A 13525-nucleotide genomic window follows, 5' to 3' on the forward strand; every position below is an offset into this window, starting at 1 on the left:
CCGGAACACTATGAACCGCTATCCCGTCTGGAAATACTTATTGATCGCCATCGCGCTGCTGCTGGGCGCGCTGTACACGGCGCCTAACTACTTCGGCGAATCGCCGGCGTTGCAGGTGACGTCGGGCCGGTCGACCATCAACGTCACCAGCGCCACCACTAGCCTGGTCGAGGATGCGCTCAAGCGCGCCGGCATTCCCACCACCGCCACCAGCCTCGAAGGCAGCGGCCACAGCACCTCGGTGCGCGCCCGCTTCGCCGGCACCGACGAACAGTTCAAGGCCAAGCTCGCCCTCGAGCGCGACCTGAACCGCGACCCGGCCAACCCCGATTACATCGTCACCGTCAACCTGGTGAAGAACACCCCGGTGTGGATGCAGAAGATCAACGCGCTGCCCATGAACCTGGGCCTGGACCTGCGCGGCGGCGTCCACTTCCTGCTGCAGGTCGATACCCGCGCCGTGCTCGATGCCAAGGTCAAGGGCATCCAGGCCGCCGTGCGCAACCAGCTGCGCGACAAGAACGTGCGCCACGCCGGTATCGAGCGCGTCGGCAACAACATCGAAGTGCGCTTCCGCGATGCCGAGACCCGCACCGCCGCGCGCGATGTCCTGGCGCCCCAGACCGACCTGGCGCTGGCCGACGCCGCCGACGGCGCCGACCTCAAGCTCGTGGTCACCCTCAAGCCGGAAGCGCTCAAGCGCACCGTGGAAGAGGGCGTGAAGCAGAACATCGTCACCCTGTCCAAGCGTATCAACGAACTGGGCACGACCGAACCGATCATCCAGCAGCAGGGCGCGGACCGCATCGTGGTCCAGCTGCCGGGCGTGCAGGACGTGGCGCGCGCCAAGGACATCATCGGCCGCACCGCCACCCTCGAACTGCGCATGGTGGACAGCAGCGTGACCCCGGGCACCGAACTGTCGGCCGCCATTCCGCTGAACTCGGAACTGTTCACCGAAGGCCGCGGCGCCCCGATCGTGGTGTCGAAGGACATCATCCTGACCGGCGACTACATCTCCAGCGCGGTCGCCAGCTTCGACCAGAACCAGCAGCCGGCCGTGTCGCTCGACCTGAACGGCGACGGCGGCCGCATCATCCGCCAGGCGACCCGCGACAACGTCGGCAAGCGCATGGCCATCCTGCTGAAGGAAAAGGGCAAGTACAGCGTGCTGTCGGCCCCGACCATCCAGAGCGAACTGGGTTCGACCTTCCAGATCACCAACATGGGTACCTCGGAAGACGCCAACGAACTGGCGCTGCTGCTGCGCTCGGGCGCCCTGTCGGCCCCGATGGAATTCATCGAAGAACGCGTGATCGGCCCGCAGCTGGGCGCCGAGAACATCGAGCGCGGCCTGCACTCGACCGTGTGGGGCTTCGTGGCGATCGCGATCTTCATGATCGCCTACTACCACCTGGTGGGCTTCTTCAGCGCGCTGGCGCTGGCGGCCAACGTGCTGTTCCTGCTGGCGATCCTGTCGATGATGCAGATCACCCTCACGCTCCCCGGCATCGCCGCGATCGCGCTGGCGCTGGGCATGGCGATCGACGCCAACGTGCTGATCAACGAGCGTATCCGCGAAGAACTGCGCGCGGGCCAGCCGCCGCAAGCGGCGATTTCGGCCGGCTTCAAGCATGCCTGGGACACCATCTTCGACTCCAACGTCACCACCCTGATCGTCGGCCTGGCGCTGCTGGTGTTCGGTTCGGGCGCGGTGCGCGGCTTCGCCGTGGTGCACTGCCTGGGCATCCTGACCTCGATGTTCTCGGCGGTGTTCGTGGCGCGCGGTTTCGTCAACGCCTGGTACGGCCGCAAGAAGAAGCTGACCAAGATGTCGATCGGCACGGTGTGGGCGGAAGGCCTGACCTCGCCCAACAAGCAACAAGCTAATCAGGAATAACGATGGAATTTTTCAAGATCAAACGGGATATCCCGTTCATGCGCCACGCCCTGATCCTCAACGTGATCTCGGCGGTGACCTTCCTGGCGGCGGTGTTCTTCCTGGTGACCAAGGGCCTGCATTACTCGGTGGAGTTCACCGGCGGCACCGTGATGGAGCTGCGCTATCCGCATGCGGCGGACCAGGAGAAGATCCGCGGCACGCTGCGCGGCATCGGCTACGAAGCGCCTGAAGTGCAGAGCTTCGGCACCGCGCAGGACATCATGCTGCGCCTGCCGATCGTGCAGGGCACGCCGGCGGCCGGCACCTCGGCCAAGGTCTTCGACGCCGTCTGCGCGTCCGAGCAGGGCACGACCAGGCAGTTCCAGACCACCGGCGCCAAGGGCGAGCAGGTCAGCCGCACCAGCTGCGTCGATGCGGGCGGCAAGGAACTGGTCAGCCTGCAGCGCGTGGAATTCGTCGGCCCGCAGGTCGGCGACGAACTGGCCCAGAACGGCCTGAACGCGCTCCTGATGGTGGTGATCGGCGTGGTGCTCTACCTCGCCATCCGCTTCGAATGGAAATTCGCGGTCGCGGCCATCCTCGCGAACCTGCACGACGTGGTCATCATCCTCGGCTTCTTCGCCTTCTTCCAGTGGGAGTTCTCGCTCACGGTGCTGGCGGCGATCCTGGCGGTGCTGGGCTACTCGGTCAACGAATCGGTCGTCATCTTCGACCGTATCCGCGAGATGTTCCGGAAGCAGCGCAAGATGTCGGTGACCCAGGTGATCGACCATGCGATCACCAGCACCATCTCGCGTACCATCATCACCCACGGTTCGACCCAGATGATGGTGCTGTCGATGCTGTTCTTCGGCGGCCACGCGCTGCACTACTTCGCCATCGCGCTAACCATCGGCATCTGCTTCGGCATCTATTCGTCGGTGTTCGTGGCGGCGGCGATCGCCATGTGGCTGGGTGTCAAGCGCGAAGACCTGATCAAGCCGGTCAAGGAAAAGGACGAGACCGACGGCGCCGTCGTGTAATCGAGTTTCCCGTTAGAAATGCCGCCCCGGCCCGCCGCGGCGGCATTTTTATTTTGCGCTTGGGTGCGTTACCGAACAGAAGCGTTGTTAGCGCAATCTTATAGTGGACCCGTCTCTTTCAGGACATCCCTAGTTTTGGACTTTGCCCGCTCTACCAGAGCGGGCATTTTTTTTGTCGTCGCCAGCCACCGCGGCATCGCTGCGCTGCCACAAGACGGACAAGAACGGACATTGAGAAGGATGAAAAATGATCCCGCAGTGTGAAACACCGCACGGAGGCATTGGGAAGGCGATCCTATACTGAAGCTGTCTCTTTCAGGACATCCCTAGTTTTGGACTTCACCCGTTCCCCTTTGGGGAGCGGGTTTTTTTTTGCTTGCGCCAAGCAGTGGAAGAATCGTTTGCAGTGTGAAGCATCGCACGGAGCAAACGTCTCCTTGCCGCTAAAGTGATCCTGTCTCTTTCAGGACATCCCTAGTTTTGGACTTTGCCCGCTCCCATGAGCGGGCATTTTTTTTTTGGGAAAAAAAGAGCCCGCTGCAGGGCAGGGGCTCAAGCCAGGATGTTCCGGTCCGGCGCGGGCCGAGGCCCGCGTTCCGGCTGATCAGGGCGCCGGTGCGGCCTGCGTGCCGACCAGGACGATATCGTCCTGCCCCGGCGCGCCATCGGCGAACATGGCGACCTGGGTGAGCTCGTCGGCATCGATCTGGTCGTCGTCGTCCTTGTTCACGTACTGGAACAGGGCGGCGCCGGTATCGCCCTTGGCCAGGATCAGCAAGTCGGCGTTCAGCGCCAGCGCGCTGACATCGAGCTTGCCGTTCAGGACTTCCAGCATCGCTGCCGATACTGCGGTGCCCCCGATGACGACCTGTGCGTCGACCGTGACGGAGACGCCTTCGGTCGTTGCGCCGACTTCGCCCGCGGCGCTCCACTGGATCTGGCCATCCGCATTGGCGTCGATGGCGGTGGCAGCCGCGCCCGTCAGTTCGATGCTGTCGTCGCCGCTGTCGAAGCCCAGGATCAGGTCGGCCGCGCCGCTGTCGAAGCGGTCGATGACGATGCTCAGGGTGCCGCCGTGGTCGGCCACCACATCGTGTCCGCCGCCGGTCGCGATGCTCGCCGCCGTGGCGCCGCCGATGAAGGCTTCGTTGACCTGTTCCGTGGCGGCGCGCGCCAGGTCGCCGCTGACGGCGGTGGTCTTGGCGATGCTGAAGCCTTCCTGGACGAACAGGCCATCCTGTCCGCCGGCAAACAGCGCTGAACCAGCCGCCAGGTGGCCGTCCGCGGTGCTGAAGGTATCCGCCAGCCAGCTCATCTGGTACAGGCCGGCGGCCAGCGCGCCGTCGAAGCTCAAGGTAGTGCCTTCCAGCGCCAGGCCGGCGCCGGTATAGTCGACCGCGGTCGCTTGTGCGGCGCCGCTGCCGTAGTCCTTCAGGGCCAGGCCATCGGCGTTGTCCAGGCCGGTCACGGCGGATTCGGCGGTGAGGGTCAGCTTGCTCGGGGTATCGGCCAGGTCGAAGCCGAGGCTCACCCCGTCTTCGCTGTCCGGATCGGTCGGCTCATCGGGCTTGCCTGGCTTGCCCGGTTTGCCCGGGTTGGCTGGAACGCCATCCGGGAACATTTTCTTGAGCGCGGCCGGCAGGCCGCCCTTGCCCATGGCCGCTTTCACGTCCTTCAAGGTCATGCCTTCCGGCAGTACCTTGAGGAGGTTGGACATGCCGCCGCCTTTCATCAGCGAAGCGAGCGCGTGTGCATCGGCGGAGGCGCCGCGGGCGGTTTCCGCCAGGGTTTCCACCAGGGCCACCGGATCGCTGCCTTCTTCGCCGTCGAACAGCTCCAGCAGTTCGTCGCCGGTGCCCAGGGCGTCCATGACTTCCGGATTGTCGGTGACGACGTCCGCCAGCTGCGCGCTCGCTTCCACCAGCGCATCGATATCGCTCGCGGTGGCATCCGCGGTGACGGCGCGCACCAGCACGCGCGCCGCCTCGACCGCGGCGATACCCCCGTAGCCGCTGCCCGCAGCCGCGACTTCGGCAGTGAAGCTGTCGGCGGCTTTCTGGCGCAGCGAGGTCAGGGCCTGGTCGCTGCCTTGCGCACCCTTGAGTACGGAAATGGCCACATCGGCCACCGACGCATGGCCCTTGCTGACGACGTTAACCCAGAAATCCAGGCCATCGGCATCCGGGTCGCGGTTGAAGAGTTGCTGGTAAATTTCGGTAATGCGGTCGGCCGCGGTATCGTTGCCGAAGCGTACACGCGCTTCTTCGGAATTGGCGAACGAAGCCTTGATGGCGTCGATGTCCCCGTCCGCCTTGCTCAGCTGTTCCGCCCAGAATTTGATGCCTGCGGGATCGGCCGGACGGCCGTAGAAAGCGAGGTAAAGGGAGTTGACGGTGGATTCATGGGTGCTTGGCGTGCTCATGGAGACTCCGGCGGCTAAGTCCGCGTTAATGTTGATGTGTGGAAATAGTATATCCATACGGAAACAAAAAAGCGCAATCAATCTGCATGTTTGTTGCTCTGTGGCAACAATGTGACGAGAAAAGGATGAGCAGGGGGAGGCGGCGCCAGCCGGACGGCGGCGCCGAGCGTTACATGAGGGCGATGGTAAGGCTCTTCACTTCCTCGGCCGACTCTGCGAGGACCTGGGCCAGGGTGCCGGCGCCAGTGGTGAAATCGATGGTGGCCGCGCTCTCGGGCGTGGTGGCGCCGGGGCGTTCGAGCAGGGGCGAGGACACGGGTGCGAGGTCGTTGGCCAGTAGCAGGGTGTCGCCCAGGGTTTCCGGCGGCAAGGCGCGCATGCCGTTCCACAAGGCCTCGATCGCGCCCATCACGGCGACCGGTACGCCCAGCTTGAGCAGCACGCCGCGGCCGATGGCCACCTCGCCATGCTCGATCCATTCATCGGCGCCGCCATCGAGCAGGCCTGGATAGCTGCCGGCGCGCGACAGCAGGTAGAAGCCGCCCACCTCATGAACGATGCCGGCGAACATGGCGGTTTCCGGGTCGACGAAGGAAACCCGGCGCGCGATCACCTGGGCCAGCGCCGCCACGTGGGCGGAGTGGGCCCACAGCTGGTCGGCCTTGAGGCGCAGGGCGGGGTCGGTAATCTCGCCGGCGAGCTGGCGCACGATGACCGAGGCCGCCAGCGCGCCCAGGGTGCGGAAGCCCACGCGCTGCACGGCCGCGCGCACGTTGGTGACGTCGTTGCCGGCGCGGTTGTAGGCGACCGAATTGGCAATGGCGACGGTGCGCGCCGCCAGCAGCGGCTCGGCCTGTACCAGGCGCGCCGCGTCCTCGATGTGGCAGTCGGGCTCGCCCAGCGCGCGCTGCAGCTTGAGCGTCGCATCCACCTTGGTGGGAAAGCTCAGCTCGCCGCGCCCGGCCTCGGCGGCGATGGTCTTGAGTGCGGTGAGTCTGTCCATCGAAAAATTATACCCCTATCCCGATGGCGCGCTGCCGAAAAATTTTGCCCTACGGCATCTTTTTTCGTGCGCGCGGTCGGGCGAGGACGATCAGGGTTCGCTGAAGATGGCGTCGCAGCCGTCCTTCGGCTCTTCGGTATCCTGCAGTTCGTCGCTCAGGCCCAGGTCGAACAGCTCTTCGACCGCGTTCATGAAGCTGTTCAGCTTGGTGGCGCCGATCAGGCGGTAGATCTCGCCGGCTTCGTTGCGCACGCCGATCAGCATCTTTTCCTGCTTCACCTCGTCGAGCGGGGCGACGTCGAGCAGCAGGTTGCCGATGATGTGCTTATCGAAATGGGCAGGCTTCTTGCCTTCGATCAGGGAAGTTTTCAAGGGGAGTCCTTCAGTTGGGGAGAGTGGGGAGGCACGCCCTCGGCCTGGCTGGCCTGCGCGATGCTGGCGCGCAGGGTAGCGAGCGCCGCATCGAGGGCGTCGAAGTCGGCTTCGTTATATGCCGAAAATAATTGTTTTCCATGGGCGACCACTTGCGGGAATACGTCGCAGAATACCTGATCGCCGGCCGCCGTGAGGCGCACGAAGAAGGAGCGCTTGTCGTCGTTGCTGCGTTCGCGCATGACCAGCCCTTTCTGCTCCAGGCGTTCGATGACACCGGTCAGGGTGCCCTTGGTGATCAGGGTCCGTTCACCGAGTTCCTTGTAGCTCATGCCCGAGGTATTGCCCAGCGTGGCAATGATGTCGAACTGGGCGTGCGTCAGGCCGTGACGGCGTACCGACTCGCCCGAAAAGCGCTCGAAGCCCTGCATGCACTCGGCCAGCAGCCGGACGCTCTTTAAGTAACGTTCCCCCATGAGAGAGGATTATAGCCGCCCGCCAAGGCTTTGCTCTTCCGGCATGGCGGTGCCGGGACCGCTCTTTTGTTCTCCGGTATGATAGTGGACTACGCAGTTTTCGCGGGCACCCCACGCCCGGTTTCCAGTGATGACACCGCCGATCCACCCAGATGCAGCCTGCTGACCTGTCCCGCCTGGCACAGGAACGGCCGCTGCGCGTCCTCCTGGTCAATGCCGGCGAACCGGACGCGCTGACCTGGTCGGCGCTGGTCCAGCCGCTGCGCCTGGCCGCCAAGGCGATGGGACCGGAACGCCTGCACGTCGATGTGCGCAGCCCCGACAAGTTCGTCGGCGACGCCCAGCGCCACTGGCACCTGGTGCTGCTGGTGGCGGACGAGTCCGAGGCGGCCCTGAAGCCCGCCAACTGCCGCGCCCTGGTGGAACGCTGCCGCGCCGCGCCCTTCTGGGGCGGGGTGGGCGCGGGCGTGTTGTGGCTGGCCGACGCCGGCGCCCTGCACGGCGTGCGCACGGCCTTGCCCTGGGCCCTGTATCCGGACGCGAACGCGCTCGCCGAGCAGGCCTTGTTCACCCCCCACCTCTACGAGTTCGACGTCAACCGCCTGACCTGCTGCGGCGGCGCGGCCAGCCTCGACTTCGCGCTGACCCTGGTCGAGCTGCTGTGCGGCGCGGCGGTCCAGGCCGAGGTCAAGGAAAGCCTGTGCGTGGACCGCGTGCGCGGCCCGGACGAACGCCAGCGCGTGGCCCTGCAGGCGCGCTTCGGCGCCCTGCAGCCCAAGCTGACCGAGGCGGTCGCGCTGATGGAGGCGAACATCGAGGAGCCGCTCTCGACCGACGAGATCGCCCAGCTGTCGGGGGTGTCGCGGCGCCAGCTGGAGCGGCTGTTCAAGCAATACCTGGGAAGCCTGCCGTCGCGCTACTACCTGGAGCTGCGCCTGAAGCGGGCAAGGCAGTTGCTGCTGGATACCAATCATTCGATCGTGCAGGTGGGGCTGATGTGCGGGTTTTCGTCGGGTTCGCATTTTTCGACGGCGTTCGGGGCCTTGTTCGGGAACACGCCGCGGGAGGAGCGGCAGAGGAAGCTGGGGCAGTGAGTGCTTGCTAACTGCGCTGCTCGCTGATCGCCGCCGTTCTCCTCTGTTACGAACCTAAGAACCGTCATCCCCGCGAAGGCGGGGACCCAATTCCCTTGAACAGTGAGACCGCGAACGCAGGGGATATGCCAGCAAACTTGGGTCCCCGCCTACGCGGGGATGACGTATCAAGCGCTGCGCGCCATCATTGACGTTGCCGAAGCATTAACTCCCTCCTGCACCGCACAATATTGCTCCCCGAGCAAAAATGAAAATCCCCGTCGCACTTCTGCAAGAACTTGTCAGACTGCGTTTCTATAATGGCTCGAACCTGCGGGACCCTGCCCGCGACAACCCCTTAATGATTGGATGAGGAAGAAGCCATGAACGCAAAGCTTGATTCGGGTGTCACCACGCGGCCTGTCACTCGGCAGACCTTCGACGAAGTCCTCGTCCCGACCTACGCCCCGGCCGCGATGGTGCCGGTGCGCGCCTCGGGCCTGGATGTGTGGGACCAGGAAGGCAAGCAGTATCTGGACTTCACCTCCGGCATCGCCGTCTCGAGCCTGGGCCATGCCAATCCGGTCCTGGTCGACGCGCTGACCAAGCAGATCAACACCCTCTGGCACCTGGGCAACGGCTACACCAACGAGCCGGTGCTGCGCCTGGCCACCGCCCTGACCGAAGCCACCTTCGCCGACCGCGCCTTCTTCTGCAACTCGGGCGCCGAAGCCAATGAAGCGGCCCTGAAGCTGGCGCGCAAGTATGCGCACACCAAGTTCGGTCCGCACAAGTCGCGCATCGTGTCCTGCCTGTCGTCCTTCCACGGCCGCACCCTGTTCACCGTCTCGGTCGGCGGCCAGCCGAAGTACACCGAGGGCTTCGAGCCGCTGCCGCAGGATATCAACCACATTCCGTACAACGACATCGAAGCCGCGCGCGCCGCCATCACCAATGACGTGGCCGCCGTGATCGTCGAGCCGATCCAGGGCGAAGGCGGCGTCATCCCGGGCAACCCGGACTACCTGAAGGCGCTGCGCGAGTTCTGCGACCAGACCGGCGCGCTGCTGGTGTTCGACGAAGTCCAGTCGGGCGTGGGCCGCACCGGCTCGCTGTACGCCTATACCCAGATGGGCGTGACCCCGGACATCCTGACCTCGGCCAAGGCGCTGGGCAACGGCTACCCGATCGGCGCCATGCTGACCACCAACGAGATCGCCCAGCACTTCGGCGTCGGCTCGCACGGCACTACCTACGGCGGCAACCCGCTGGCGGCCACCGTCGGCCTGAAGGTCGTCGAGACCATCAGCCAGCCGGCCTTCCTGGAGCGCGTCAAGGAAGCCAGCGCCAAGATCATGGCCAACCTGGACAAGCTGTCGCAGGACTACCCGCAGCTGTTCGGCAAGCCGCGCGGCATGGGCCTCCTGATCGGACTGCCGGTGGCTGAAGGCTACAAGGGCCGCGCCAAGGACTACACCAAGACGGCCGAGAAGCTCGGCCTGATGCTCTTGATCGCAGGTCCGGACGTGGTGCGCCTGGCGCCGGCACTGGTCGTCTCGGACGCCCAGATCGCGGAAGCCGACCGCATCATGCGCGAAGCCGCCGACGCCTTCCTCGCAGGCTAAGCCTACCGGTTCCGGCCGGCCCGCCTGCTGAAGGCGCGCCGGCCGGCGCGCATCGACCCGCATCTCCACTGCATCTCGTTAGGGAGTTCCCATGTATGTTGTCCGTCCGGTAGAAGTCGCGGATATCGGCGCCCTCGAGGCGATGGCCGCGGCATCGATGCCCGGCGTGCACACGCTGCCGCGTACGCGCGAAGGCATCCATGCCTTCGTCGAGCGTTCCATCGCCTCGTTCGCCGCCCACGTCGACATTCCGAGCGAGGAGTCCTACCTGTTCGTGCTCGAAGACCTGCGCACGCGCGAGGTCGTCGGCACCGCCGCCATCCACGCGTCGGCCGGCTCGAACGGCACCTATTTCGCGTTCCGCAACGACGTCATCCAGCAAGTCTCGCGCGACCTGAACATCAGCCACAGCGTGCACGCGTTGACCCTGTGTTCGGAGCTGACCGCCTATTCCCAGCTGTCCGGCTTCTACCTGCGCAACCGCGATACGGCCGGGCTGGAAGCGGCCCTGCTGTCGCGCGCGCGCCTGCTGTTCGCGGTGCTGGCGCCGCACCGCTTCGGCGACCGCTTCTTCGTGCCGCTGGCCGGCCGCCTGGATGCGGATGGCCAGTCCGCCTTCTGGAACGCCCTCGGTCGCATGTTCTTCAAGATGGACTTCCTGGACGCCGAGCGTGTCATCGGCGGCGCGCGCAACCGCACCCTGATCGTCGAACTGATGCCGCACTACCCGGTCTATGTGCCGCTGCTGCCGGGCGACGCCCAGGCCGCGATGGGCCAGATCCACCCGAGCGGCCAGCTGGCCTTCAACCTGCTCACCCAGGAAGGCTTCGAGGCCGACGAATACATCGACATCTTCGACGGCGGCCCGATCCTGCAGGCCCACAAGGGTTCGCTGCGCTCGTTCAGCGGCTCGCAGGTGCGCCGCGTGGAAACCGCCGGCCCGGCCGGCGCGCCGGAAGCGCTGGTGAACTACGCCGTGGCCAGCACCGAACAGCACTTCCGCGCCGTCACGGTGGCCTGCCCGCCGGTCGAGACCAGCCAGGTCGTGTGCCTGCCGCGCGAAGCCCAGCAGGCGCTCGGCGTGACGCAGGGCGACAACGTCATCTGCGTGCGCATCTAGGAGACCCACCCATGCTCGTAATCCGTTCCGCAAAAATGTCGGACCTGGACGCCCTGATCGTCATGGCGCGCCTGGCCGGCAGCGGCATGACCACGCTCAAGCCGGACCCGGACATGCTGGGCAAGCGCCTGCGCACCGCCGAGGCCTCGTTCGCCCAGGCCATCCCGCCCGAAGAGCGCGACTACATGTTCGTGCTCGAACATACCGAGGACAACAGCATCGCCGGCGTATGCGCGATCAAGGGCGCGGTCGGCCTGACCGAACCCTTCTACAACTACCGCATCGGCACCCTGGTGCACTGCAGCCGCGAGCTGAACGTGTTCACCCGGATGGAAACCCTGTACCTGTCGAACGACCTGACCGGTTCCAGCGAACTATGCTCGCTGTTCCTGCTGCCACAGTACCGCGCGGGCTTCAACGGCAAGTGGCTGTCCAAGAGCCGCTTCCTGTTCATCGCCCAGTTCCAGCAGCTGTTCACCGAAAAGATCATCGCCGAGATGCGCGGCTACCAGGACGAGAACGGCGATTCGCCCTTCTACGAAGGCCTGGGCCGCCACTTCTTCAAGATGGACTTCGACCACGTCGACGGCCTGACCGCGATCGGCAAGAAGTCCTTCATCGCCGAACTGATGCCGCGCCAGCCGCTGTACGTCGACTACCTGCCGGAATCGGCGCGCGAGGTGATCGGCAAGGTGCACACCTCGACCCAGCCGGCGCGCCGCCTGCTGGAGCAGGAAGGCATGCACTACGAAGGCTATGTCGACATCTTCGACGCCGGCCCGGTGCTGCAGGGCCGCGTGTCCGAACTGCGTGCCGTGCGCGAAAGCCTGCTGGCCGTGGCCGACGAAGGCGTGCCCGACGGCGATACCGAACACATGCTGGTGTCGAACACCCGGCTCGACAATTTCCGCATGATCCTGACCCGCGCCGTGCCCGGCTCGGGCCGCGTGCTGCTGAGCGCCCAGGAACTGGCCCAGCTGCACCTGCGCGCCGGCGACACGGTGCGTACCCTGACCCTCACTCCAAGGAAGAACGTCAATGGCTAACGTCTCGAATTTCATCAACGGCGAGTGGCTCGCCGGCAGCGGCGCGGAACTGGCAACCATCGATCCTTCGACCGGCCGCCAGACCTGGACCAGCAATCAGTCGACCGCGGAAGATGTCGCCCGCGCGGCGCAAGCCGCGCGCGACAAGTTCGAAGCATGGGCGCTCACGCCTTTGGCCGAACGCATCGCCGTCTGCACCCGCTTCCGCGATCTGCTCAAGGAGCACAGCGAGGAACTGGCCGCCATCATCGCCGAGGAAGTGGGCAAGCCGCTGTGGGAGGCGCGCACCGAAGTCGCCACCATGGCCAACAAGATCGACATCTCGGTCCAGTCCTATGGCGCGCGCACCGGCGAAGCCGCCGCCAAGGTCGCCGACGGCAATGCCGTGCTGCGCCACCGCCCGCATGGCGTGTTCGCGGTCTACGGCCCCTACAACTTCCCCGGTCACCTGCCGAACGGCCACATCGTGCCGGCCCTGATCGCCGGTAACACCGTGATCTTCAAGCCGAGCGAATATGCGCCGCGCACCGCGGTCAAGACCGTGCAGCTGTGGGAGCAGGCGGGCCTGCCGGCCGGCGTGCTGAACCTGGTCAACGGCGGCCGCGATACCGGCGTGGCCCTGGGCCAGAACGAACTGATCGACGGCATCCTGTTCACCGGCAGCAGCCAGACTGGCGCCGCCCTGCACAAGCAGTTCGGCGGCCAGCCGGGCAAGATGCTGGCGCTGGAAATGGGCGGCAACAACCCGCTCGTCGTCTGGGACATCAAGGATATCGACGCCGCCGTGCACCACGCCGTGATGTCGGCCTTCATCTCGGCCGGCCAGCGCTGCACCTGCGCGCGCCGCCTGGTCATCCAGGACGATGCGCAAGGCCAGGCCTTCCTCGCGCGCCTGGTGGAAGTGGCGGCCAAGCTGCAGGTCGGCCCGTCGAACGCCGACCCACAGCCCTTCATGGGCCCCGTGGTCTCCGCCGCGGTCGCCGCGCGCCTGGTACAGGCCCAGGCCGAGATGGCGGCCAAGGGCGGCAAGGTGCTGCTGCAGATGAAGCAGCTCGACCCGAACGCCGGCTTTGTCACCGCCGGCATCGTCGACACCACCGACGCCAACGGCATTCCGGATGAAGAGTGGTTCGGCCCGCTGCTGCAGGTGATCCGCGTGAAGGACTTCGACGAGGCCCTGCGCGTGGCCAACGCCACCGAATTCGGCCTGGCCGCCGCGCTGCTGTCGCCGTCCGAAGAGCTGTGGAAGCGCTTCGCGGTGCGCGCCCGCGCCGGCATCGTCAACTGGAACCGCCCGACCACCGGCGCGGCCAGCTCGGCGCCGTTCGGCGGCGTGGGCAAGTCGGGCAACCACCGCCCGAGCGCCTACTACGCGGCGGACTACTGCGCCTACCCGGTGGCCTCGATCGAAACGGCCGAACTCGAAATGCCGGCGAAACTCTCGCCAGGACTGGTGATCTGAA

The 13525-nt window shown here is 65.8% G+C and carries 11 protein-coding genes; 7 read left to right on the forward strand and 4 right to left on the reverse strand.

All coding sequences use genetic code 11. The annotated features are described in order from the left end of the window. Positions 1-10 precede the first annotated feature (10 nt). Positions 11-1900: a protein translocase subunit SecD gene (secD, locus tag V7778_RS19210; RefSeq protein ID WP_335558191.1), complete on the forward strand. Its 1890-nt coding sequence runs from the start codon at positions 11-13 to the stop codon at positions 1898-1900. A gap of 2 nt (positions 1901-1902) precedes the next feature. Continuing rightward, on the forward strand, positions 1903-2925 hold the full coding sequence (gene secF / locus V7778_RS19215; RefSeq protein WP_335558193.1) for a protein translocase subunit SecF: 1023 nt from the start codon (positions 1903-1905) through the stop codon (positions 2923-2925). Positions 2926-3529: 604 nt separating this feature from the next. On the opposite strand, the gene V7778_RS19220 is transcribed toward secF, so the two are convergent. The 4 genes from V7778_RS19220 to V7778_RS19235 form a co-directional block, all read right to left on the reverse strand. After that, a complete protein-coding gene (locus tag V7778_RS19220; RefSeq protein ID WP_335558195.1) occupies positions 3530-5347 on the reverse strand; it encodes a DUF4214 domain-containing protein in 1818 nt (605 codons plus the stop codon). 169 nt (positions 5348-5516) lie between these two features. Further along, positions 5517-6350: an HDOD domain-containing protein gene (locus V7778_RS19225; RefSeq protein WP_335558197.1), complete on the reverse strand. Its 834-nt coding sequence runs from the start codon at positions 6348-6350 to the stop codon at positions 5517-5519. A gap of 90 nt (positions 6351-6440) precedes the next feature. Then, on the reverse strand, positions 6441-6722 hold the full coding sequence (locus tag V7778_RS19230) for a hypothetical protein (RefSeq protein WP_211519966.1): 282 nt from the start codon (positions 6720-6722) through the stop codon (positions 6441-6443). After that, on the reverse strand, positions 6719-7198 hold the full coding sequence (locus V7778_RS19235; RefSeq protein WP_335558200.1) for a MarR family winged helix-turn-helix transcriptional regulator: 480 nt from the start codon (positions 7196-7198) through the stop codon (positions 6719-6721). Before V7778_RS19235 ends, V7778_RS19230 begins: the two co-directional genes overlap by 4 nt. A 152-nt stretch (positions 7199-7350) precedes the next feature. Between V7778_RS19235 and V7778_RS19240 the strand changes: the two genes are divergently transcribed. From V7778_RS19240 to astD, 5 genes are all read left to right on the forward strand, one after another. Then, a complete protein-coding gene (locus V7778_RS19240; RefSeq protein ID WP_335558203.1) occupies positions 7351-8292 on the forward strand; it encodes a GlxA family transcriptional regulator in 942 nt (313 codons plus the stop codon). 362 nt (positions 8293-8654) lie between these two features. Beyond that, a complete protein-coding gene (gene astC / locus V7778_RS19245; protein WP_335558205.1) occupies positions 8655-9896 on the forward strand; it encodes an acetylornithine/succinylornithine family transaminase in 1242 nt (413 codons plus the stop codon). Between the two features lie 91 nt (positions 9897-9987). Further along, a complete protein-coding gene (locus V7778_RS19250; protein ID WP_335558208.1) occupies positions 9988-11016 on the forward strand; it encodes an arginine N-succinyltransferase in 1029 nt (342 codons plus the stop codon). A gap of 11 nt (positions 11017-11027) precedes the next feature. Beyond that, positions 11028-12062 carry an arginine N-succinyltransferase gene (gene astA / locus V7778_RS19255; protein ID WP_335558210.1) on the forward strand — a complete coding sequence of 345 codons (1035 nt, stop codon included), beginning with the start codon at positions 11028-11030 and terminating at the stop codon, positions 12060-12062. Next, entirely contained in the window at positions 12055-13524 is a 1470-nt protein-coding gene (gene astD, locus V7778_RS19260; protein ID WP_335558212.1) for a succinylglutamate-semialdehyde dehydrogenase, read from the forward strand. The genes astA and astD overlap by 8 nt, the downstream gene beginning before the upstream one ends. Position 13525: the final 1 nt, after the last annotated feature.

It is taken from the genome of Massilia sp. DD77, from assembly GCF_036961685.1.
In the GTDB taxonomy this organism is placed as follows: Bacteria; Pseudomonadota; Gammaproteobacteria; order Burkholderiales; family Burkholderiaceae_D; genus Telluria.

Bases quoted from the DNA above. Each gene is read 5' to 3' on its own strand.
- V7778_RS19240 (WP_335558203.1), top strand. From the start codon at position 7,351: ATGCAGCCTGCTGACCTGTCCCGCCTGGCACAGGAACGGCCGCTGCGC.
- astD (WP_335558212.1), top strand. From the start codon at position 12,055: ATGGCTAACGTCTCGAATTTCATCAACGGCGAGTGGCTCGCCGGCAGC.
- secD (WP_335558191.1), top strand. From the start codon at position 11: ATGAACCGCTATCCCGTCTGGAAATACTTATTGATCGCCATCGCGCTG.
- V7778_RS19220 (WP_335558195.1), bottom strand. From the start codon at position 5,347: ATGAGCACGCCAAGCACCCATGAATCCACCGTCAACTCCCTTTACCTC.
- V7778_RS19225 (WP_335558197.1), bottom strand. From the start codon at position 6,350: ATGGACAGACTCACCGCACTCAAGACCATCGCCGCCGAGGCCGGGCGC.
- astA (WP_335558210.1), top strand. From the start codon at position 11,028: ATGCTCGTAATCCGTTCCGCAAAAATGTCGGACCTGGACGCCCTGATC.
- V7778_RS19250 (WP_335558208.1), top strand. From the start codon at position 9,988: ATGTATGTTGTCCGTCCGGTAGAAGTCGCGGATATCGGCGCCCTCGAG.
- astC (WP_335558205.1), top strand. From the start codon at position 8,655: ATGAACGCAAAGCTTGATTCGGGTGTCACCACGCGGCCTGTCACTCGG.
- secF (WP_335558193.1), top strand. From the start codon at position 1,903: ATGGAATTTTTCAAGATCAAACGGGATATCCCGTTCATGCGCCACGCC.
- V7778_RS19235 (WP_335558200.1), bottom strand. From the start codon at position 7,198: ATGGGGGAACGTTACTTAAAGAGCGTCCGGCTGCTGGCCGAGTGCATG.